Source organism: Enterobacter asburiae (assembly GCF_007035645.1).
GTDB lineage: Bacteria > Pseudomonadota > Gammaproteobacteria > Enterobacterales > Enterobacteriaceae > Enterobacter > Enterobacter asburiae_B.
In genome coordinates, this window is sequence record NZ_AP019632.1 from 4250305 (window position 1) to 4271507 (window position 21203).

The following is a 21203-nucleotide window of genomic DNA, read 5'->3' on the forward strand; positions in this document are numbered from 1 at the left end:
CCGGGCATCGCTGCCCGGCTTTATCGTATTACTTGTAGACGTCCGCCGTTGCGCGTACGTTTTTGGTCTGTTTTTCTGCACTGGTGACGACATAGTACGTTCCGCCCAGCTCATCCGCTTTCTTCGACAGCTCTCTGCGAGCATCCATCGGCGCGGTGGTGTCAGACGTAGAAATCTCACCAATTTTCGTCAGATTCATGCCGGCAACTTTATCTTTTTCCAGCTCTTTTGCCGCAAAGACGCCAAATGACAGTGACCCAATAACCAGAGAAGTGACAATACCTGTAACAAGTTTCATAGCCTGACTCTCCATAGGATTGTTGTTTTGATTATCGTAGGCAGAACAACCGCAACGACATCTGGAGTATGGTTGCGGTGTGTTACTTTTTCCAGGCAGGATAGAAAATAATCAGTCGAAACGTTGACTTAACGCAATCAGCGCTGAACAAAATTCCGTCGGATGAGAGATAAACGGGGCATGTGCGGCTTTGGCAATGATCTGCGATTCACTCTCCGGCCAGAGCGAATCCAGCAGCGGAACCACTTTGCGCGGCACAATCCCGTCGAGATAACCGTAGATACGCAGGTGCGGCACCGTCAGCGCGGCCAGCGGCTCGCGCAGGTCAACCGTTTTCAGGAGCTCAAGTCCGCCGTTTAGCACCTCAACCTCCGGCATCGGCAGCGAAAGCACGGTCTGCTTCAGCGTTCGGGCATCCTTACGCGCGGTGTCAGTGCCCATTGTCTGCAATGCCAGGAACCGCTCTACGGTCCGCTGGAAATCTTCGCTCAGCTGCTGCTGGAAGCCCGCCAGCACGTCAGGCTTGATCCCCGGCCACTCTTCCTGCGCGCTAAAACAGGGCGATGACGCCACCGTCACCAGCGCTTTTACGCGTTCAGGCCGCGACAGCGCAATCTGGCTCGCCACCAGCCCGCCCAGGCTCCAGCCCAGCCAGACCGCGTTTTGCGGCGCAGCGTCCAGAACCTGCTGCGCCATTTCATCAAGCGACAACGCGCCATACCCGCGGCTGCGGCCAAAGCCGGGTAAATCCACCAGATGCAGCGTGAAATGCGAGGCAAGTTCCTCACGTATGCAATGCCATATCTCCGCATTCAGGCCCCATCCGTGCAGCAGCACAAGATGGCAATTTCCTGTCCCTACGGTCTGCCACCACAGCGTCTTCATCAGTTACTGTTCTCTTTTTTCACATGGAGGTTGCACATGCTAACAGTACCCGGCTTGTGCTGGCTATGCCAAATGCCGCTGGCGCTCAGCGGGTGGGGCGTCTGCTCCGTCTGCACGCGATCGCTGCAATGGCGTATCGGGATCTGTCCACAATGTGGTTTACCGGCCACGAACCCCTCGTTGCCCTGTGGCCGCTGCCTGAAAAAATCCCCGCCGTGGAGCGCGCTGGTGGCCGTGGATGATTATGTTCCGCCGCTGAACAGGCTGATCCACGCGCTGAAGTTTTCCGGGCAGAGCTCGCTGGCACAGCCCCTTGCCCGCCTGCTGTTGCTGGCGGTTTTGCAGGCGAGACGTCACCGGGCACTGCCGAAAATTGACATGGTGGTGAATGTCCCTTTATACCGACATCGGCACTGGCGGCGCGGCTATAACCAGAGTGATCTGCTCTGCCGTCCCCTCGCACGGTGGCTCGGCTGCCGGTATGAGGCCCGCGCGCTGACACGCGTTCATGCCACCGCCATCCAGCATCAGCTCAGCGCACGGCTTCGCAAAAGAAACCTCAAAAATGCCTTTCGCCTTGAATTGCCGGTCGACGGTCTCCATATCGCGATTGTGGATGATGTCGTCACCACGGGCAGTACCGTTGCTGAACTTTCCCGACTGCTTTTGCGAAGCGGCGCCGCGTCGGTTCAGGTATGGTGTCTGTGCCGTACCTTGTAGCCCTTCTTCAATGGGCGTATGATTATACCCAGGTAATTTAGTCAACTATTAGGCCAAAGCTATGATCCGTATTTCCGATTCTGCACAAGCGCACTTTGCCAAACTGCTGGCAAATCAGGAAGAAGGGACGCAGATCCGCGTGTTTGTGATTAATCCAGGCACTCCGAATGCAGAATGTGGTGTTTCTTATTGTCCTCCGGACGCTGTGGAAGCGACTGACACTGCCCTTAAATTTGAACAGCTCACAGCCTACGTTGATGAGCTGAGCGCACCGTATCTTGAAGATGCGGAGATCGACTTCGTCACCGATCAGCTGGGTTCTCAGCTGACCCTGAAAGCGCCGAACGCGAAAATGCGTAAAGTGTCTGACGATGCCCCGCTGATGGAGCGCGTTGAGTATCTGCTGCAATCCCAGATCAACCCACAGCTGGCGGGCCACGGCGGTCGTGTTTCCCTGATGGAAATCACCGACGAAGGTTTTGCCATTCTGCAGTTTGGCGGCGGCTGTAACGGCTGCTCAATGGTCGATGTAACGCTGAAAGAAGGGATCGAGAAGCAGCTGCTGAACGAGTTCCCGGAACTGAAAGGCGTGCGTGACCTGACCGAGCACCAGCGCGGCGAGCACTCTTACTACTAATTCAGTATCCGTCTGTATCGCCCGGTGGCGCTGCGCTTACCGGGCCTACAGAAATAGTGAGGTCTGATTGCCCTCACCCCCGGCCCTCTCCCACGGGAGAGGGTGAAAACATTAAAAACGGTAACCTCATGGTTACCGTTTTGCGTTTACCTCCCATATGTTGACCTGCGTCTCATAATTCAAATTTAGCCTCCCAGGGTGATTCTCAATCGAGCCATGTTACCCGTATCATTCTCGTGGGCACTCAGCATCCTTATAACAGCCGACTAAACTTAATGGTTTCGAAGGCATCAGTATGAGTGCCGTTAACACTCTGTTCCCAGTTGGGACAATCGGAATTTGTCGTTGAAACAATGACGTTACCCATAACAATTCAAAGGCCAGGTAAATCATGCCATTAGTCATCGTTGCTATCGGTGTTGTGTTATTACTGCTCTTGATGATCCGTTTCAAAATGAACGGATTTATCGCTCTGGTTCTGGTGGCACTTGCAGTCGGTCTGATGCAGGGTATGCCGCTGGTTAAAGTTATCAGTTCCATCAAAGCCGGCGTCGGCGGCACGCTCGGCAGCCTGGCGCTGATCATGGGCTTCGGCGCCATGCTCGGTAAAATGCTGGCAGACTGCGGGGGCGCCCAGCGTATCGCCACCACGCTGATTGCCAAATTTGGCAAGAAGAACATCCAGTGGGCGGTGGTATTAACCGGTTTTACCGTCGGCTTCGCGCTGTTCTATGAAGTGGGCTTCGTGCTGATGCTGCCGCTGGTGTTCACCATCGCGGCTGCGGCAAACATTCCGCTGCTGTATGTCGGTGTGCCAATGGCTGCGGCGCTGTCCGTGACTCACGGCTTCCTGCCGCCGCACCCGGGTCCAACCGCTATCGCAACCATCTTCCACGCGGATATGGGTAAAACCCTGCTGTTCGGTACGATTCTGGCGATCCCAACCGTGATTCTGGCGGGCCCGGTTTATGCCCGCTTCCTGAAAGGCATTGATAAGCCGATCCCAGAAGGTCTGTACAGCGCCAAAACCTTCACCGAAGAAGAGATGCCGGGCTTTGGCGTCAGCGTCTGGACCTCTCTGGTACCGGTTATCCTGATGGCGATGCGTGCCGTGGCGGAGATGATTCTGCCGAAAGGTCATCCGTTCCTGTCCGTTGCGGAATTCCTCGGTGACCCGGTCATGGCAACGCTGATTGCGGTGCTGATCGCGATGTTCACCTTCGGCCTGAACCGCGGCCGTTCTATGGATCAGATCAACGACACGCTGACCTCTTCCATCAAAATCATTGCCATGATGCTTCTGATCATCGGCGGTGGCGGTGCATTCAAGCAGGTTCTGGTCGACAGCGGCGTGGATAAATACATCGCTGCCATGATGCATGAAACCAACGTATCGCCGCTCCTGATGGCCTGGTCTATTGCCGCGGTTCTGCGTATTGCGCTGGGTTCTGCGACCGTTGCAGCGATCACCGCGGGCGGTATCGTTGCCCCGCTGATTGCGACCACGGGTGTTAGCCCTGAGCTGATGGTTATCGCCGTCGGTTCCGGTAGCGTGATTTTCTCTCACGTTAACGACCCTGGCTTCTGGCTGTTCAAGGAGTACTTCAACCTGACGATCGGTGAAACCATCAAGTCCTGGTCCGCGCTGGAAACCATTATTTCGGTGTGCGGTCTGGTCGGGGTACTGCTGTTGAATATGGTGGTTTGATGTAAAAAAGCCGGGTAGCGCTGACGCTTACCCGGCCTACATTCTATTTCCTCTCCCTCTGGGAGAGGGTTAGGGTGAAACTACCGCTTCTTGCCCACCGCCCTTCTGCGCTTGTCCAAATCCTTAATCAGCTTGTTCACCCCGTCATCGGCAAACATCTTCTCAAGCGATGTGGACAGCTTGCGACGCCAGTTCTTGTACTGATAGCTGGTGCCCGGAATGTTCACCGGCTCCGCCATATCAATCCAGTCTTCCGGCTGCAGGCCCAGCAGGGCGCTGTTGCTGTCGGCAATATAGCGCTGCAAGCCGCGATTGAGGGTAGCGGTCATCGACATCAATGACGCCTTATGTCCGGCACGTTTCGGCAGACAGCCCTGCTTGTGCAGCGCATCCAGCAGCCCCTGTTTGGAGAGCTCGCGATCCTGATACAGGCCGCGCAAAACCTCTTCATCTGGATACAGTCCCAGCGTTTTGCCGAGCGTCAGATCGCCGCTTTCCCAATAGCCACGAAGCGTAGGAAGGTCATGCGTCGTCGCGACTGCCATTGACTGTTCAGGGTACGCTTTCGGCGCGCGGAAGGTTTTCTCATGGTCGTTTTCAAAATAGAGCACTTTATAGGAGTAGACGCCGCTGTCGCGGAGCTTGCTGACAATTTCCACCGGCACGGTACCGAGATCTTCACCGATCACCATGCACTGGTGGCGTTTACTTTCCAGGGCCAGGATCGACAGCAGATCGTCAACCGGATACTGCACGTACGCCCCGTGATCGGCCGTTTCACCGTACGGGATCCACCACAGACGCAGCACGGACATCACGTGGTCGATACGCAGCGCGCCGCAGTTCTGCATGTTCGCGCGCAGCAGGTCGATGAACGGCTCGTAGGCGCGCGACGCCATGACGTGCGGATCCATCGGCGGTAATCCCCAGTTCTGACCGAGCGGACCAAGAATATCCGGCGGCGCGCCGACGGAAGCTTTCAGACAGTAAAGCTCACGGTCGCACCAGGTTTCCGCGCCGCCCTCTGCCACGCCGACGGCCAGATCGCGATACAGGCCGATCGGCATCTTATAGCCCTGGCTCACCTGCCAGCAGGCGGCAAACTGGCTGTACGCCAGCCACTGCAGCCACAGGTAGAAGTCCACTTCATCGGCATATTTTTTACAGAACGCTTTTACTTCAGGCGTGTCGACGGACTGATACGCTTCCGGCCAGACCGGCCAGCCCCAGCGCATTTCGTCCTCCTTCACCTGATACGCGTGCAGTGCATCAAACGCCGCCTGCCAGTACAGGCTCTCGCCCTCCTGCGTCACAAACTGGCGGAACGCGGCCATCTGCTCGTCATCGCGCTGCGAAAAGCCTTTCCACGCCAGACGCAGCGCGGCCATTTTCAGCGCCGTGACGGTGGAATAGTCCACCCACTCCGCGTCGCGCGCCTGCTTCAGGGCCTGCTGCGTGGTGCTGAGTTTCCACCACGCCTGCGCCTCTTTGCTGTTTTTGAAGTCATCTAACGCGTTAACGTCGATATAAATCACGTTCAGCCAGCGACGGGACGACGGGCTGTACGGGCTGGCGCTCTCCGGGTTGGCCGGATAGAGCGCGTGGATCGGGTTGAGCCCGATAAACGCGCCGCCGCGCTCGCCCACATCCACCAGCATCTTTTTCAGATCGCCAAAATCACCGATGCCCCAGTTGCTGTCGGAGCGCAGCGTATAGAGCTGCACGCAGGCGCCCCACAGCTTTTTACCCTCAAGCAACGCCTGCGGCTCGTAGCAGCGTTTTGGCGCGACGATCACCCGGCAGTGGAAACGACGATCGTCCTGGGTGAGCGTTAAGGTGTGATACCCCTCCGGCAGCTTCGCCGGAAGGTTTAACGTTTTGCCGCCGGTGGCGTGGCCTTTGTGCTGATGCCCCTCTTCGGTGGTAAGCAGCCAGCTAAACTCGCCGCGCCCCTCCACCGCCAGCGGCATCTTTTTGCCTGCGGTGAACACCTTCACGTTCGGCACCGGCGCAACCGACGCTTTCGCGTCGGCTTTGTGCATGGCATCCAGCAAACGTCTTTTGGTGTCGGCGCCAATAGACTGCGGTTTGCCGTGCGCATTAATGTAACTGAGGCTGATCCCCGCCGCCTGCGCGGCGCTGTCCAGACGTTTACTCTCCATCGCGCTTCCTTAGCGTTTTGCCTGCCAGATACGGGCCTGATAATCACGGATTGAACGGTCAGAGCTGAACATACCGCAGCGCGCGGTGTTCAGAATGCACGCGCGGGTCCACGCCTCCTGGTCACGATACAGCACGTCGACCTGCTTTTGCGCTTCTACATAGGCCGTGAAGTCCGCCATCACCAGATACGGGTCACCGCCGTGTTTGTCCATGCTGTGCAGCATCTGGTCAAACGCGTGCTTGTCGCCGTCGCTGTATTTACCGCTTTCCAGCTCCTTCAGCACCGCGTCAAGCACTTTGTCTTTCTTACGCCATTTCACCGGGTCATAGCCTTTGGCTTTGATGGCCTTCACCTCTTCCACGGTATGGCCGAAGATAAAGATATTCTCTTCCCCGACCTTCTCGGCGATTTCGACGTTTGCCCCGTCGAGCGTACCGACGGTCAGCGCGCCGTTCAGCGCCAGCTTCATGTTGCCGGTACCGGACGCTTCTTTACCTGCCGTCGAGATCTGCTCGGAAATATCCGCCGCCGGGATCAGCATTTCAGCCGCCGAGACGCAGTAATCCGGCAGGAACACCACCTTCAGCTTGTCGCCCACTTTCGGATCGCTGTTGATCGCCGCCGCCACTTTATTGATGGCGAGGATAATGTTTTTCGCCAGGTAATAGCCCGGTGCCGCTTTCGCACCGAACAGGAACACGCGCGGCACGCGGTCGGCCTGCGGGTTCTCGCGGATCTCTTTGTACAGCGCCAGAATATGCAGCAGGTTCAGGTGCTGGCGTTTGTACTCGTGCAGACGTTTGATCTGGATATCGAAAATGGCATTCGGGTTGATCTCAATGCCGGTACGCACTTTCACAAACTCCGCCAGGCGAACCTTGTTCTCCAGCTTGATCGCGCGGTACTGCTCGCGGAATTTCGCGTCGTCAGCGTATTTTTCCAGGTTGATGAGCTGGTCCAGATCGTTGGCCCACTCTTTCTTCAGGGTCTTATCCAGCAGACCGGCCAGCAGCGGGTTGCACTGCTTGATCCAGCGACGCGGCGTGATGCCGTTGGTCACGTTGTGGAATTTGGTCGGCCAAAGCTGGTGGTATTCCGGGAAGAGATCTTTGACCACCAGATCCGAGTGCAGCGCCGCCACGCCGTTCACCGCAAAGCCGCTGACCACGCACATGTTCGCCATGCGCACCTGCTTATCGTGAACCACCGCCAGCTTCGCCCAGACCGCTTTGTTGCCTGGCCAGGTTTTATCCACCAGGTTTTTAAACTGGTCGTTAATCTTGTTGATGATCTGCATGTGGCGCGGCAGCAGCGTTTTCACCAGCTTCTCATCCCAGCACTCGAGCGCTTCTGGCATCAGGGTGTGGTTGGTGTAGGCAAAGGTACGGCTGGTGATGGCCCAGGCGTCATCCCAGCTCAGCTGATGCTCGTCGATCAGCACGCGCAGCAGTTCCGGGATCGCAATCGTCGGGTGCGTGTCGTTGAGCTGAATCACTTCGAAGTCCGGCAGCTGCGCCAGCTTGCGGCCCGCCAGGTGATGACGACGCAGAATGTCTGCCACGGAGCAGGCGCACTGGAAGTACTGCTGCATCAGGCGCAGCTTTTTACCGGCCAGGTGGTTGTCGTTCGGGTAGAGGACTTTGGTCAGCTTCTCGGCGTCGATGCCCTGCTGCTCGGCGCGCAGGAAATCGCCGTCGTTGAATTTGGTCAGGTTAAACGGATGCGCGTGCTTCGCCTGCCACAGACGCAGCGGCTGCGCCACGCCGTTACGGTAGCCGAGCACCGGCAGATCCCAGGCTTCACCGGTAATGGTGAACGCCGGTTCCCAGAGCCCCTGCTTTGTCACTTTCCCGCCAATACCGACCTGCACATCCAGCTGCGCGTTGTGGCGGAACCACGGATAGGTATTGCGATGCCAGTCGTCCGGCGCTTCCATCTGATGGCCATCGGCAAACGACTGACGGAACAAGCCATACTGATAGTTCAGGCCATAGCCAATTGCCGACTGGCCGACGGTCGCCATGGAGTCGAGGAAACAGGCTGCCAGACGTCCCAGACCGCCGTTGCCCAGCGCCGGGTCAATCTCTTCTTCCAGCAGGTCGGTCAGGTTAATGTCGTGTTCTTTAAGGACGTCACCAACGTCCTGATACCAGCCGAGGTTCAACAGGTTGTTGCCCGTCAGGCGGCCAATCAGGAATTCCATTGAAATGTAGTTTACATGGCGCTGGTTCTTCACCGGCTTTGCCAAAGGCTGAGCATCCAGCTGTTCTGCGAGCGCACCGCTCACGGCCTGCCACCACTGGTGAGGCGTCATCTCGTTTGCAGCATGAAGGCCAAAACGCTGCCACTGACGCGTCAGGGCAGCCTGGAATTGAGCTTTGTTGAAGGTAGGCTGTGACATAGGGGATCGGCATCCTTTAGAAAGAAAACACAAGTTGGCGCTAGTGTGCCTGGCTCATTTCCCCTCTTCCTCCTCCTGTGGGGGATTAGACAGGGAGGAGTAGCGGGGATGAGCATAAAAGTGTGATCGAGGCCACTCTCAGAGCATAGTTCGAGTGTGCCCGGAAGATAAAAAAGTAACCGGAGAGAATGTCAAAGAAATGAAATGCAGTTTCGGGTGAAATTAATCCGTTCTGAAATGATTACTTACGTAGAATAATAATTTAGCCATCGGGACAGATCTCAAAAGACTATTACTCTCACTCAACTTTACCCGCACTTTATTAAATTTGACGTCACTATACCTTTCTGAAACCAGTTTCAGCGCAGCGGCAATGTATACAGACAAACCAGCAGTGACGCGGCGTTACGGCCCTTTCGAGAAAGTTCCAACATTTGCCTGAATGTTTTGTGACAGAGTGCAAATTCAGAACCACAAAACCCATACATAACTTGCAATAGTTCTCTTTCTGTTCGACCTTATATCGTATTAATTACGAAGCGCAAAAAAAATAAAATCTCTCGTTCCCCACAGTGAAGTGAAACCTATGTTGATTCCGTCTAAATTAAGTCGCCCGGTTCGTCTTGACCATACAGTGGTCCGCGAGCGTCTGTTGGCTAAACTTTCCGGCGCGCATAATTTCCGACTGGCGCTGGTTACGAGCCCTGCAGGCTATGGAAAAACAACGCTCATTTCGCAATGGGCCGCGGGTAAAAGCGATCTTGGCTGGTACTCCCTCGACGAGGGCGATAACCAGCAAGAGCGTTTTGCCAGCTATCTGATTGCCGCCATACAGCAAGCCACCCATGGACACTGCGTCGCCAGTGAGGTGATGGTGCAAAAGCGCCAGTACGCCAGCCTGTCCTCTCTTTTCTCTCAGCTGTTTATCGAACTGGCCGAATGGCATCGCCCGCTTTACGTGGTGATCGATGATTACCATCTCATCACGAATCCGGTGATTCATGAATCGATGCGTTTCTTCCTGCGCCATCAGCCGGAAAACCTGACTTTAGTGGTGCTGTCACGCAACCTGCCGCAGTTGGGTATTGCCAACCTGCGCGTGCGCGATCAGCTTCTGGAAGTGGGCAGCCAGCAGCTGGCCTTTACCCACCAGGAAGCGAAACAGTTCTTTGACTGCCGCCTGACATCACCGATTGAGGCCGCCGAGAGCAGCCGTCTGTGTGATGACGTTGCCGGCTGGGCCACGGCGCTGCAGCTTATCGCGCTCTCTGCCCGACAAAACAACAGTCCGGCGCATCAGTCTGCGCGGCGTCTGGCGGGCATCAACGCCAGCCACCTTTCCGACTACCTGGTGGATGAGGTACTGGACAGCGTCGATCCCTCGACGCGTAATTTCCTGCTGAAAAGCTCTCTGCTGCGCTCCATGAACGATGCGCTCATCGTGCGCGTGACGGGCTGTGAAAACGGTCAGCTGCAGCTCGAAGAGATTGAACGTCAGGGCCTTTTCCTGACGCGCATGGACGATCCCGGCGAGTGGTTTAGCTATCACCCGCTGTTTGGCAGCTTCCTGCGCCAGCGCTGTCAGTGGGAACTGGCGGTTGAACTGCCGGAGATCCACCGCGCCGCTGCCGAAAGCTGGATGGCGCAAGGCTTCCCGAGCGAGGCCATCCACCACGCGCTGGCCGCCGGTGATGCCAGCATGCTGCGCGATATCCTCCTCAACCATGCGTGGGGCCTGTTTAACCACAGCGAACTAACGCTGCTGGAAGAGTCCCTCAAAGCCCTGCCGTGGGAAAGCCTGCTGGAGAACCCGCGTCTGGTGCTGCTGCAGGCCTGGCTGATGCAGAGCCAGCACCGCTACAGCGAAGTGAACACCCTGCTGGCGCGCGCCGAGCAGGAGATGGAAAGCGAAATGGATACCACCCTGCACGGCGAGTTCAACGCGCTGCGCGCTCAGGTGGCCATTAACGACGGCGATCCGGACGAAGCTGAACGGCTGGCGATGGTCGCGCTGGATGAACTGCCGCTGGCTAACTTCTACAGCCGCATCGTGGCGACCTCGGTGCACGGTGAAGTGCTGCACTGCAAAGGCGACCTCACCCGTTCGCTTTCACTGATGCAGCAAACCGAACAGATGGCGCGTCGTCATGATGTCTGGCATTACGCGCTGTGGAGCCTGATCCAACAGAGCGAGATTTTATTCGCGCAGGGGTTCCTGCAGGCCGCCTGGGAAAACCAGGAAAAAGCGTTCCAGCTGATTCGTGAACAGCATCTGGAACAGCTGCCGATGCACGAGTTCCTGTTGCGTATTCGCGCTCAGCTGCTGTGGGCATGGTCGCGTCTGGATGAAGCCGAAAGCTGCGCCCGCCAGGGTGTGGATGTCCTTTCCAGCTTCCAGCCTCAGCAGCAGCTGCAGTGCCTGGCGCTGCTGGTGCAGTGCTCGCTGGCGCGCGGCGATCTCGATAACGCCCGCAACCATCTGAACCGCCTGGAGAACCTGCTCGGCAACGGTCAGTATCACAGCGACTGGGTCTCAAATGCCGATAAGGTCCGGGTGATTTACTGGCAGATGACCGGCGATAAAAAATCCGCCGCCAACTGGCTGCGTCAGACGCCAAAACCCGAATTTGCGAACAACCACTTCCTGCAGAGCCAGTGGCGGAACATTGCCCGCGCGCAGATCCTGCTCGGTGAATTAGAGCCCGCAGAGATTGTGCTGGAAGAGCTGAACGAGAACGCGCGCAGCCTGCGTCTGATGAGCGACCTGAACCGCAACCTGCTGCTGCTGAACCAGCTTTACTGGCAGGCGGGTCGTAAAAACGATGCCCAGCGCGTGCTGCTGGAAGCGCTGCAGCTGGCTAACCGCACCGGCTTTATCAGCCACTTTGTGATTGAAGGTGAAGTGATGGCGCAGCAGCTGCGTCAGCTTATTCAGCTCAACACGCTGCCGGAGCTGGACCAGCATCGCGCCCAGCGCATTCTGCGCGAGATTAACCAGCATCATCGACACAAGTTCGCGCATTTTGACGAGAACTTCGTTGAACGTCTGCTGAACCACCCGGAAGTGCCGGAGCTTATCCGTACCAGTCCGCTCACCCAGCGCGAATGGCAGGTTCTGGGTCTGATCTATTCAGGCTACAGCAACGAGCAGATTGCCGGTGAGCTTGCGGTGGCGGCGACCACCATCAAAACGCATATCCGCAATCTGTATCAGAAGCTGGGCGTGGCGCATCGTCAGGATGCGGTGCAACATGCGCAGCAGCTGTTGAAGATGATGGGGTATGGCGTTTAGGACCTCTGCGGTCTGATGCCCTCACCCCGGCCCTCTCCCACAGGGAGAGGGAGAACGGCTTTTCAACACAACTCTAACTGCAAATTATTATCTTTAATCACCTGCATCACGCCCGCCGGCGGCATCACGTCGGTATAAACAGCATCCACCATGCTGATGCTGCCCATGTTTACCATCGCATTTCGGCCAAACTTCGAATGGTCTACCACCAGCATCACGTGACGTGAGTTCTCAATAATCGCGCGCTTGGTGCGCACCTCGTGATAATCAAACTCCAGCAGCGAGCCGTCGCTGTCGATGCCGCTGATCCCGAGAATGCCGAAGTCGAGGCGGAACTGAGAGATAAAATCGAGGGTCGCTTCGCCGATAATGCCGCCGTCGCGGCTGCGCAGTTCGCCGCCCGCGAGGATGATGCGGAAGTCGTCTTTCTGCATCAGGGTATTGGCCACGTTCAGGTTGTTCGTGACCACGCGCAGGTTCTCGTGATCCAGCAGCGCATGGGCGACCGCTTCCGGCGTGGTGCCGATATCAATAAACAGCGTCGCCCCGTTCGGGATCTGGCTGGCGACCTTGCGGGCAATGCGCTCTTTCTCTGCCGTCTGCGTGGCTTTACGGTCGTGCCAGGAGGTATTGACCGAACTGGACGGCAGCGCCGCGCCGCCGTGGTGGCGAAGAATGCGGTTCTGATCGGCCAGGTCGTTCAGGTCACGACGGATGGTTTGTGGGCTGACGGCAAACTGCTCCACCAGCTCTTCGGTGCTAACGTATCCCTGTTTTTTTACCAGTTCGATAATAGCGTCATGACGTTGTGTTTGTTTCATCAATTATCCCTGAGAATTATGTTCGTTTTCGCGCATGGAGCGTGTCGGCAAAGGCCATCGCCAGCCCCACGGCCAGCCCGGCGACGTGCGCACCGTTGGCAATAGACATACCAAACAGATCAAACCATCCGGCAATAAGCCATATTAACGCAAAGGTTATTAATCCGCGCTGCAGATAGATGCCGCTTTCCGGATCGCGCTCCCCGCGAAGCCAGACATAGCCCATCAGGGCATACACGACGCCCGACAGCCCGCCGAACCACGGCCCGCTGAACTTGTGCTGCACATAGCCGCTCAGCAGGGCGCTGATAAGGGTGATAACGATCAGCTTGCCGCTGCCCAGACGCTTTTCAACAGCGCCGCCGAGATACCACCACCAGAGCAGGTTGAAGAGAATATGCATCACCGAGAAGTGCATCAGCGCGTGGCTAAAGTAGCGCCAGACGTCAAACTCAAGAGACGGGTCATAGGGCCAGGCCAGGGCAATCATCACGCTCTGGTCGCCCACCACGTTCATGATAATGAAGACGATAATGCAGGCCGCCATCAGCAGCAGCGTAAACGGGCCGGCGCGCTCGCGGATGGTGGCAAGGAAGGGAAAACGGCTGTAGTGCAGTCCGCTGTCGGTCTGCCCGGACTGCCAGCTGGCCGCCAGATAGCGCGGGTCGCCGGGGTTCTCAAGAAAACGCGCCAGCTCTTCGTTTACGCGCGCGGCCTGGCTCTCGTCGGCCAGCCAGACGTCGGTCTGCGTATGTTGCTGAATGGTCAGAATAACGCCCTGCGTCGCCATATAGTCGACAAACGCCTGGGCGACGCGCGGGTTGGTAAAAGAGGTGATCATCAACATGGGCAGCGGTCGCTTATTTCCACACAAAAGGGGACAGTATAGCGGGATCAGCGCTCAAAAGCGTATTCCACTTCTGCCGGGAAATGACGATGCCAGGCATCGAAGCCGCCGTCGACGCTGTATACCGCGTCGTAGCCCTGCTGAAGCAGATACTGCGCCGCGCCTTTGCTGCTGTTGCCGTGGTAGCACATGACCATCACCGGCGTCTCGAAGTCGTTATCGCGCATAAACGCGCCCAGCGTGTCGTTAGTGAGATGAAACGCGCCCGGCGTGTGGCCCATCGCAAAACTCTGCGGATCGCGGATGTCCACCAGCACCGCTTTTCCCTGGTGCATCTTCTGGTGGGCTTCTTCTACGTTAATACATTCAAACTGATCCATGGTGTTCTCTTTCTGTTGTTCAGGTTGGGTGCGCGCTGATGCCCTCACCCCAGCCCTCTCCCACGGGGAGAGGGAGAAAAGTTAGTCGCACTATTTTACCCCGTAGTGTACGTCCTGGCGGCGGGTAAACGCCATTATGTTATCCATATCACTCTAAATTGTTTTTTTGATGTTACCAAAAGCGCGTTCCTTTGCTATTATGAGCGATATCGAACATTTCTGAGCTTTAACGAAAGTGCATGAGGGTGTTATGGAAACCAAAGATCTGATTGTGATAGGCGGTGGCATCAACGGTGCCGGTATTGCGGTCGATGCCGCAGGACGCGGTTTATCCGTACTGATGCTGGAAGCTAACGACCTCGCCTGCGCGACGTCGTCCGCCAGCTCCAAACTGATTCACGGTGGCCTGCGCTACCTGGAACACTACGAATTCCGCCTGGTCAGCGAAGCGCTGGCCGAACGTGAAGTGCTGTTGAAAATGGCCCCGCATCTGGCGATTCCGATGCGCTTCCGCCTGCCCCATCGCCCGCATCTGCGTCCGGCGTGGATGATTCGAATCGGTCTGTTTATGTACGATCATCTGGGTAAACGCACCAGCCTCCCGGGTTCGACAGGTTTGCGTTTTGGCTCAGAATCGGTCCTTAAGCCTGAAATCGTGCGCGGTTTCGAATATTCCGACTGCTGGGTGGACGATGCGCGTCTGGTGCTGGCGAATGCCCAGATGGTCGAGAAGAAAGGTGGCGAGGTGAAAACCCGTACCCGTGCGACCTCTGCCCGTCGTGAAAACGGCCTGTGGATTGTAGAAGCGGAAGACATCGATACCGGCGAGAAATTCAGCTGGAAAGCGCGCGGTCTGGTGAACGCCACCGGCCCGTGGGTGAAGCAGTTCTTCGACGACGGCATGCATCTGCCTTCGCCGTACGGCATTCGCCTGATCAAGGGCAGCCACATTGTGGTACCGCGCGTGCATACGCAGAAGCAGGCCTACATTCTACAGAACGAAGACAAGCGCATCGTGTTTGTGATCCCGTGGATGGACGAGTTCTCAATCATCGGCACCACCGACGTGGAGTACAAAGGCGATCCGAAGAACGTCGAGATCGACGAGAGCGAAGTGAACTACCTGCTCAAAGTGTATAACGCGCACTTTAAGAAACAGCTGTCACGCGATGACGTGGTCTGGACCTACTCCGGCGTGCGTCCGCTGTGCGATGACGAGTCTGACTCACCGCAGGCGATTACCCGCGACTACACGCTCGATATTCACGACGTTGACGGTCAGGCGCCGCTGCTTTCCGTGTTTGGCGGCAAGCTGACCACCTACCGCAAGCTGGCCGAGCACGCGCTGGAAAAACTGGCACCGTACTATAAAGGCATTGGCCCGGCGTGGACCAAAGGCGCGGTACTGCCCGGCGGTGATATCGGCGACAATCGCGATGATTACGCCGCGAAGCTGCGCCGTCGCTTCCCGTTCATCACCGAAGGGATGGCGCGCCACTATGCCCGCACCTACGGCAGCAATACCGAGCTGTTCCTGGCCGACGCGAAGGACATTGCGGATCTGGGCGAACATTTCGGCCACGAGCTGTACGAAGCCGAGCTGCGCTACCTGGTTGAGCACGAGTGGGTTCGTCGTCTGGATGATGCTATCTGGCGTCGTACCAAAGAAGGGATGTGGCTCAACGCCGAGCAGCAGTCTCGCGTGGCGCAGTGGTTACAGCAGAATGCGGGGAAGCGTGAGCTGTCGCTGGCGTCTTGATGCGATCGGTGCGGGCTGATGCCCTCACCCTGACCCTCTCCCACAGGGAGAGGGAACAAACACTAAAAACGGCAACCGAGGTTGCCGTTTTGCTTTTACAACCTCACCGGATCAATATGCCAGATCGTCTCGGCATACTCCTTGATGGTCCTGTCAGACGAGAAATAGCCCATATTGGCGATGTTATACATCGCGGCGCTGGTCCACTTCTCCTGCTGACGGTACAGCTCGTCAACCTTATCCTGACAGTCCACGTAGCTGCGATAGTCCGCCAGCACCTGGTAGTGATCGCCAAAGTTAATCAGCGAATCCACCAGATCGCGATAGCGGCTCGGTTCATCCGGGCTAAACACGCCGGTCGCGATCTGCGTCAGCACCTGGCGTAACTCTTCATCCTCTTCGTAATATTGACGTGGCGAGTAGCCTTTCCTGCGCAGCGCCTCCACCTCTTCCGTCGTGTTACCGAAGATAAAGATATTTTCTTCGCCCACGTGCTCCAGCATCTCGACGTTCGCCCCGTCAAGCGTACCAATGGTCAGCGCGCCGTTAAGGGCAAACTTCATGTTACTGGTGCCGGATGCTTCCGTACCCGCCGTAGAAATCTGCTCAGAGAGATCCGCCGCCGGGATGATCATCTGCGCCAGGCTCACGCTGTAGTTCGGAATGAACACCACCTTCAGCTTGTCGCCAATGTCCGGATCCTGGTTAACCACCTTCGCCACATCGTTGATGAGATGAATAATGTGCTTCGCCATGTAGTAGGCGGAAGCCGCCTTACCGGCGAAGATCTTCACGCGCGGCACCCATTCGGCCGTTGGATCGGCCTTAATGCGGTTGTAATGGGTGATCACGTGCAGCACGTTCATCAGCTGACGCTTGTATTCGTGGATGCGTTTGATCTGAACGTCAAACAGCGCTTTCGGGTTTGCCACCACGTTGAGGTGCATCGCCAGCCAGACCGCCAGACGCTTTTTATTTAGCAGCTTGGCTTCGCGCACGGCTTTGTTCACCGTCGGGAAATCAATATGCTGTTCCAGCTCGCTCAGCTGGCTCAAATCGGTACGCCAGGTACGGCCGATATTCTCGTCCAGCACCTCAGAGAGCGGCTGGTTGGCCAGCGCCAGCCAGCGGCGCGGCGTGACGCCGTTGGTCACGTTGCAGAACCGCGTCGGGAAGATTTTCGCGAAGTCCGCAAAAAGCGACTGCACCATCAGGTTCGAGTGGAGCTCGGACACGCCGTTGACCTTGTGGCTGATGACGACCGCCAGCCAGGCCATGCGCACGCGGCGCCCGTTCGATTCATCAATGATGGAAGCGCGGCTCAGCAGCCCGGTATCGTTCGGGTATTGCTCCTGCAGGGTCTTGAGGAAGTAGTCGTTAATCTCAAAGATAATCTGCAGATGGCGCGGCAGGATTTTGCCGAGCATGTCTACCGGCCACGTTTCCAGCGCTTCGCTCATCAGCGTGTGGTTGGTGTAGGAGAATACCTGACAGGTCACTTCAAACGCGTCATCCCAGCTGAACTTGTGTTCGTCGATCAGCAGGCGCATCAGCTCCGGAATGGAGAGCACCGGGTGGGTGTCGTTAAGGTGGATCGCGGTTTTCTCCGCCAGGTTGGCGTAGGTTTTGTGCAGCTGATGGTGGCGGCTGAGGATGTCCTGAATGGTCGCCGAAACGAGGAAATACTCCTGACGCAGGCGCAGCTCGCGGCCGGAGTAGGTCGAGTCATCCGGGTACAGCACGCGGGACACGTTCTCGGAGTGGTTTTTGTCTTCCACCGCCGCAAAGTAGTCCCCCTGGTTGAATTTACCGAGGTTAATTTCGCTACTGGCCTGGGCGCTCCACAGGCGCAGCGTGTTGGTGGCATCGGTGTCATAGCCGGGGATAATCTGGTCGTAGGCCACGGCCAGGATCTCTTCCGTTTCTACCCAGCGGGATTTTTTGCCTTCCTGCTGGATACGTCCGCCAAAGCGCACCTTGTAGCGCGTATTGTGGCGCTTAAACTCCCACGGGTTGCCGTACTCCAGCCAGTAGTCCGGCGACTCTTTCTGGCGTCCGTCGACGATGTTCTGTTTGAACATACCGTAGTCGTAGCGAATACCGTAGCCGCGGCCCGGCAGCGCCAGCGTTGCCAGCGAGTCGAGGAAGCAGGCGGCGAGACGCCCCAGGCCGCCGTTGCCGAGGCCCGGGTCGTTCTCTTCGTCGATCAGCTCTTCTAAATCTAACCCCATCTCTTCCAGGGCGGTTTTGACGTCGTCATAAATACCGAGCGATAACAGCGCGTTGGACAGCGTGCGGCCAATCAAAAATTCCATCGACAGGTAGTAAACCTGACGCGTTTCCTGCGAGAGCTGGGCGCGGTTTGAGCGCAGCCAGCGTTCCACTAAACGGTCACGCACCGCAAACAGGGTGGCGTTCAGCCACTCGTGCTTGTTGGCGATAACCGGATCTTTCCCGATGGTGAACATCAGCTTGTAGGCGATGGAGTGCTTTAACGCCTCAACGCTGAGCGTGGGTGAAGAGTAGCTAAATGGAGCGTTCATATCAGTAACTTCGCCTCGTTACATCAAGCGTTGATAGAGATCGCGGTATGACTGCGCCGCGACATGCCAGCTAAAGTCCATGGACATCGCCTGACGCTGAACGTAACGCCAGAGTGATGGACGGGACCACAAGACGAAAGCACGCCGAATCGCCCGAAGCAGCGACCAGGCATTACTGTCCTCAAAGACAAACCCGCTGGCGATACCGTCCGCCAGGTTTTCCAGAGAGCTATCGGATACGGTATCCGCCAGTCCGCCCGTGCGGCGCACCAGCGGCAGCGTGCCGTATTTCAGGCCGTAAAGCTGCGTCAGGCCGCAGGGTTCGAAACGGCTCGGCACCAGGATGACGTCCGCGCCGCCCATGATGCGGTGCGAGAACGCTTCGTGGTAGCCAATCTGCACGCCCACCTGCCCCGGATGTTCCGCCGCGGCGGCAAGGAAACCTTCCTGCAGCACCGGGTCGCCCGCGCCGAGCAGCGCCAGCTGTCCGCCCTGCTCCAGTAAACCGGGCAGCGCCTCCAGCACCAGATCCAGCCCTTTCTGGCTGGTCAGGCGGCTGACCACCGCGAACAGCGGCACTTTGTCGTTAACCTTCAGGCCCATCGCAATCTGCAGCTGGCGTTTGTTTTCCGCTTTGTCCTCCACGGAATCACGGCCATAGCGCGCCGCCAGCAGGAGATCGGTTTCCGGGCTCCAGATCTGTTCATCCACGCCGTTCAGAATGCCTGACAGGCGGCCTTCGCGGTGGCGCTGTTGCAGCAACCCTTCCATGCCGTAGCCAAACTCCGGCTGGGTGATCTCACGCGCGTAGGTTGGGCTCACGGCGGTAATATGATCGGCGTAATACAGCCCGGCTTTCAGGAACGAGATCTGCCCGTTAAATTCCAGCCCGTGCATGTTATAGAACGATAATGGCAGATCGATTTCACTCATGTGATGGGCATAGTACATCCCCTGATACGCCAGGTTATGCACGGTAAAGACCGATTTCGCCGGGTGGCCGCGCGCCGCGAGATACGCCGGGGCAAGCCCGGCGTGCCAGTCGTGCGCGTGCACCACATCCGGGCGCCAGAACGGATCCAGCCCCGTCGCCATTTCTGCCCCGACCCAGCCGAGCAGCGCAAAGCGCAGCACGTTATCGGTGTAGGCGAACAGGTTCGTATCGTGATACGGGCTGCCCGGTCGATCGTATAAGTGCGGCGCGTCGATCAGGTAAATCCCTACGCCATTGTAATGTCCAAACAGCAGGGTGATGCGTCCGGCGAAGGTCTCACGGCGGGTCACCACTTTTGCATCGGGAATTCCACGCCGGATATCCGGAAAGGCGGGCAGCAGGACTCGGGTATCCACGCCTCCGGCGATTTGCGCTGCCGGTAATGCACCCAGAACATCTGCCAGACCGCCCGTTTTTAACAACGGGAACATCTCAGAACATACATGTAAAACCTGCATCATCGCTCCTGTTTGATCTGCAGCTTCCGCAACATTTCCCGTGTGACTAACACGATCCCCTCTTCCGAACGATAGAAACGACGCGCGTCTTCTTCCGCGTTCTCACCAATCACCATCCCTTCTGGAATGACGCAGGCACGATCGATAACGCAGCGACGCAGACGGCACGAGCGCCCTACCCAGACATCAGGCAGCAAGACTGCCGAATCGATATTACAGAATGAATTTATTCGCACGCGGGGGAACAGCACCGACTGCACCACCACCGAGCCTGAAATAATGCACCCGCCGGACACCAGCGAGTTCAGCGTCATACCGTGGCTGCCGGAGCGGTCCTGCACGAATTTGGCCGGCGGCAGCGATTCCATATGGGTACGAATCGGCCAGTTCTGGTCGTACATATCCAGCTCAGGCGTGACCGACGCCAGGTCGAGGTTCGCTTTCCAGTACGCTTCCAGAGTTCCCACATCGCGCCAGTAAGGTTCCGCATTGGGGTCGGACTGCACGCAGGACAGCGGGAAAGGATGTGCATAGGCCATGCCAGCTTTAGTGATTTTCGGAATGATGTCTTTACCGAAGTCGTGGCTGGAGTTTTCGTCTTTGTCATCGTCTTCCAGCAGCTCATAAAGATAATCTGCATCAAAGACATAAATCCCCATGCTGGCGAGCGATTTGGTGTCATCGCCGGGCATGGTTGGCGGGTTCGCCGGCTTTTCAACAAAGTCGATAATTTTGTCGTCGGCATCCACGTGCATCACGCCAAACGCCGTCGCTTCAGCAACGGGCACAGGCAGACACGCTACGGTGCAGCGCGCCCCTTTTTCGACGTGGTCGATGAGCATGTGGGAGTAATCTTGCTTGTAGATATGGTCCCCGGCGAGGATCACGATGTATTCCGCGTTATAGCGGCGAATGATGTCGAGGTTCTGCGTCACTGCATCCGCCGTTCCGCGGTACCAGTTCTCACCGTGGACGCGTTGCTGAGCGGGAAGGAGATCGACAAACTCGTTCATCTCTTCGCTGAAGAATGACCAGCCGCGCTGGATATGCTGAACCAGCGTGTGCGACTGATACTGCGTAATGACGCCAATACGGCGAATGCCCGAGTTCAGGCAGTTGGAGAGCGCAAAGTCGATGATACGGAACTTACCACCAAAGTGAACGGCCGGTTTCGCGCGCTTGATGGTCAAATCTTTCAGACGGGTACCACGTCCACCCGCAAGTATCAGGGCAACCGTTTTTAATGGTAGCTGGCGTGCCAACATTAAGGGATCGTTCTTCTCTAATCTAACCATG

General features: G+C 57.2%; 15 protein-coding genes. 5 read left to right on the plus strand and 10 right to left on the minus strand.

Annotation, left to right across the window (positions count from 1 at the left end):
* Nucleotides 1-28: 28 nt before the first annotated feature.
* A complete protein-coding gene (locus tag FOY96_RS20435) occupies nt 29-298 on the minus strand; it encodes a YdgH/BhsA/McbA-like domain containing protein (RefSeq protein WP_033146824.1) in 270 nt (89 codons plus the stop codon).
* Nucleotides 299-409: 111 nt separating this feature from the next.
* Nucleotides 410-1183 carry a pimeloyl-ACP methyl ester esterase BioH gene (gene bioH, locus FOY96_RS20440; RefSeq protein WP_045888430.1) on the minus strand — a complete coding sequence of 258 codons (774 nt, stop codon included), beginning with the start codon at nt 1181-1183 and terminating at the stop codon, nt 410-412.
* Nucleotides 1184-1219: 36 nt separating this feature from the next.
* Between bioH and gntX the strand changes: the two genes are divergently transcribed.
* The 3 genes from gntX to gntT all read left to right on the plus strand — a co-directional run bounded on the left by gntX (nt 1220) and on the right by gntT (nt 4248).
* The gene (gene gntX, locus FOY96_RS20445; protein WP_064673699.1) at nt 1220-1903 is read left to right on the plus strand and encodes a DNA utilization protein GntX; all 684 of its coding nucleotides are present in this window, start codon (nt 1220-1222) and stop codon (nt 1901-1903) included.
* Between the two features lie 61 nt (nt 1904-1964).
* On the plus strand, nt 1965-2540 hold the full coding sequence (nfuA, locus tag FOY96_RS20450) for a Fe-S biogenesis protein NfuA (protein WP_008503055.1): 576 nt from the start codon (nt 1965-1967) through the stop codon (nt 2538-2540).
* A 391-nt stretch (nt 2541-2931) separates the two neighbouring features.
* Nucleotides 2932-4248 carry a gluconate transporter gene (gene gntT, locus FOY96_RS20455; protein WP_039263070.1) on the plus strand — a complete coding sequence of 439 codons (1317 nt, stop codon included), beginning with the start codon at nt 2932-2934 and terminating at the stop codon, nt 4246-4248.
* Nucleotides 4249-4328: 80 nt separating this feature from the next.
* Here gntT and malQ read toward each other — a convergent pair whose 3' ends face one another.
* Both malQ and malP read right to left on the minus strand, forming a co-directional pair.
* On the minus strand, nt 4329-6410 hold the full coding sequence (gene malQ / locus FOY96_RS20460) for a 4-alpha-glucanotransferase (protein WP_143347655.1): 2082 nt from the start codon (nt 6408-6410) through the stop codon (nt 4329-4331).
* Nucleotides 6411-6419: 9 nt separating this feature from the next.
* The gene (gene malP, locus FOY96_RS20465; protein WP_039263068.1) at nt 6420-8813 is read right to left on the minus strand and encodes a maltodextrin phosphorylase; all 2394 of its coding nucleotides are present in this window, start codon (nt 8811-8813) and stop codon (nt 6420-6422) included.
* Between the two features lie 586 nt (nt 8814-9399).
* Here malP and malT point away from each other — a divergent pair.
* Nucleotides 9400-12105 (plus strand): HTH-type transcriptional regulator MalT, encoded by a 2706-nt coding sequence (gene malT / locus FOY96_RS20470; protein WP_029742188.1) that lies wholly within the window; start codon nt 9400-9402, stop codon nt 12103-12105.
* Nucleotides 12106-12167: 62 nt separating this feature from the next.
* On the opposite strand, the gene FOY96_RS20475 is transcribed toward malT, so the two are convergent.
* The 3 genes from FOY96_RS20475 to glpE are packed head-to-tail and all read right to left on the minus strand — an operon-like array spanning nt 12168 to nt 14153.
* Nucleotides 12168-12926 (minus strand): DeoR/GlpR family transcriptional regulator, encoded by a 759-nt coding sequence (locus FOY96_RS20475; protein WP_008503060.1) that lies wholly within the window; start codon nt 12924-12926, stop codon nt 12168-12170.
* Nucleotides 12927-12942: 16 nt separating this feature from the next.
* Nucleotides 12943-13773, minus strand: coding sequence for a rhomboid family intramembrane serine protease GlpG (gene glpG / locus FOY96_RS20480; RefSeq protein ID WP_045888427.1), 831 nt, complete (start codon nt 13771-13773; stop codon nt 12943-12945).
* A gap of 47 nt (nt 13774-13820) precedes the next feature.
* Complete coding sequence (glpE, locus tag FOY96_RS20485; protein ID WP_006177908.1) at nt 13821-14153, minus strand: thiosulfate sulfurtransferase GlpE; 333 nt, start codon at nt 14151-14153, stop codon at nt 13821-13823.
* Nucleotides 14154-14403: 250 nt separating this feature from the next.
* Between glpE and glpD the strand changes: the two genes are divergently transcribed.
* Nucleotides 14404-15912 carry a glycerol-3-phosphate dehydrogenase gene (glpD, locus tag FOY96_RS20490; RefSeq protein ID WP_047059847.1) on the plus strand — a complete coding sequence of 503 codons (1509 nt, stop codon included), beginning with the start codon at nt 14404-14406 and terminating at the stop codon, nt 15910-15912.
* A gap of 95 nt (nt 15913-16007) precedes the next feature.
* Here glpD and glgP read toward each other — a convergent pair whose 3' ends face one another.
* The 3 genes from glgP to glgC are packed head-to-tail and all read right to left on the minus strand — an operon-like array spanning nt 16008 to nt 21202.
* Nucleotides 16008-18455 (minus strand): glycogen phosphorylase, encoded by a 2448-nt coding sequence (gene glgP / locus FOY96_RS20495; RefSeq protein WP_045355952.1) that lies wholly within the window; start codon nt 18453-18455, stop codon nt 16008-16010.
* An 18-nt stretch (nt 18456-18473) separates the two neighbouring features.
* Nucleotides 18474-19907: a glycogen synthase GlgA gene (glgA, locus tag FOY96_RS20500; protein ID WP_023309509.1), complete on the minus strand. Its 1434-nt coding sequence runs from the start codon at nt 19905-19907 to the stop codon at nt 18474-18476.
* Nucleotides 19907-21202 carry a glucose-1-phosphate adenylyltransferase gene (gene glgC / locus FOY96_RS20505; protein ID WP_023337914.1) on the minus strand — a complete coding sequence of 432 codons (1296 nt, stop codon included), beginning with the start codon at nt 21200-21202 and terminating at the stop codon, nt 19907-19909. Before glgC ends, glgA begins: the two co-directional genes overlap by 1 nt.
* Between the last annotated feature and the right edge of the window lies 1 nt (nt 21203).

Excerpts from the sequence above, each read along its gene's own strand:
- malT (WP_029742188.1), top strand. The coding sequence starts at position 9,400 with ATGTTGATTCCGTCTAAATTAAGTCGCCCGGTTCGTCTTGACCATACA.
- bioH (WP_045888430.1), bottom strand. The coding sequence starts at position 1,183 with ATGAAGACGCTGTGGTGGCAGACCGTAGGGACAGGAAATTGCCATCTT.
- gntT (WP_039263070.1), top strand. The coding sequence starts at position 2,932 with ATGCCATTAGTCATCGTTGCTATCGGTGTTGTGTTATTACTGCTCTTG.
- nfuA (WP_008503055.1), top strand. The coding sequence starts at position 1,965 with ATGATCCGTATTTCCGATTCTGCACAAGCGCACTTTGCCAAACTGCTG.
- malP (WP_039263068.1), bottom strand. The coding sequence starts at position 8,813 with ATGTCACAGCCTACCTTCAACAAAGCTCAATTCCAGGCTGCCCTGACG.
- glpE (WP_006177908.1), bottom strand. The coding sequence starts at position 14,153 with ATGGATCAGTTTGAATGTATTAACGTAGAAGAAGCCCACCAGAAGATG.
- malQ (WP_143347655.1), bottom strand. The coding sequence starts at position 6,410 with ATGGAGAGTAAACGTCTGGACAGCGCCGCGCAGGCGGCGGGGATCAGC.
- glgA (WP_023309509.1), bottom strand. The coding sequence starts at position 19,907 with ATGCAGGTTTTACATGTATGTTCTGAGATGTTCCCGTTGTTAAAAACG.
- gntX (WP_064673699.1), top strand. The coding sequence starts at position 1,220 with ATGCTAACAGTACCCGGCTTGTGCTGGCTATGCCAAATGCCGCTGGCG.
- glgC (WP_023337914.1), bottom strand. The coding sequence starts at position 21,202 with ATGGTTAGATTAGAGAAGAACGATCCCTTAATGTTGGCACGCCAGCTA.
- glgP (WP_045355952.1), bottom strand. The coding sequence starts at position 18,455 with ATGAACGCTCCATTTAGCTACTCTTCACCCACGCTCAGCGTTGAGGCG.
- glpD (WP_047059847.1), top strand. The coding sequence starts at position 14,404 with ATGGAAACCAAAGATCTGATTGTGATAGGCGGTGGCATCAACGGTGCC.
- glpG (WP_045888427.1), bottom strand. The coding sequence starts at position 13,773 with ATGTTGATGATCACCTCTTTTACCAACCCGCGCGTCGCCCAGGCGTTT.
- FOY96_RS20435 (WP_033146824.1), bottom strand. The coding sequence starts at position 298 with ATGAAACTTGTTACAGGTATTGTCACTTCTCTGGTTATTGGGTCACTG.
- FOY96_RS20475 (WP_008503060.1), bottom strand. The coding sequence starts at position 12,926 with ATGAAACAAACACAACGTCATGACGCTATTATCGAACTGGTAAAAAAA.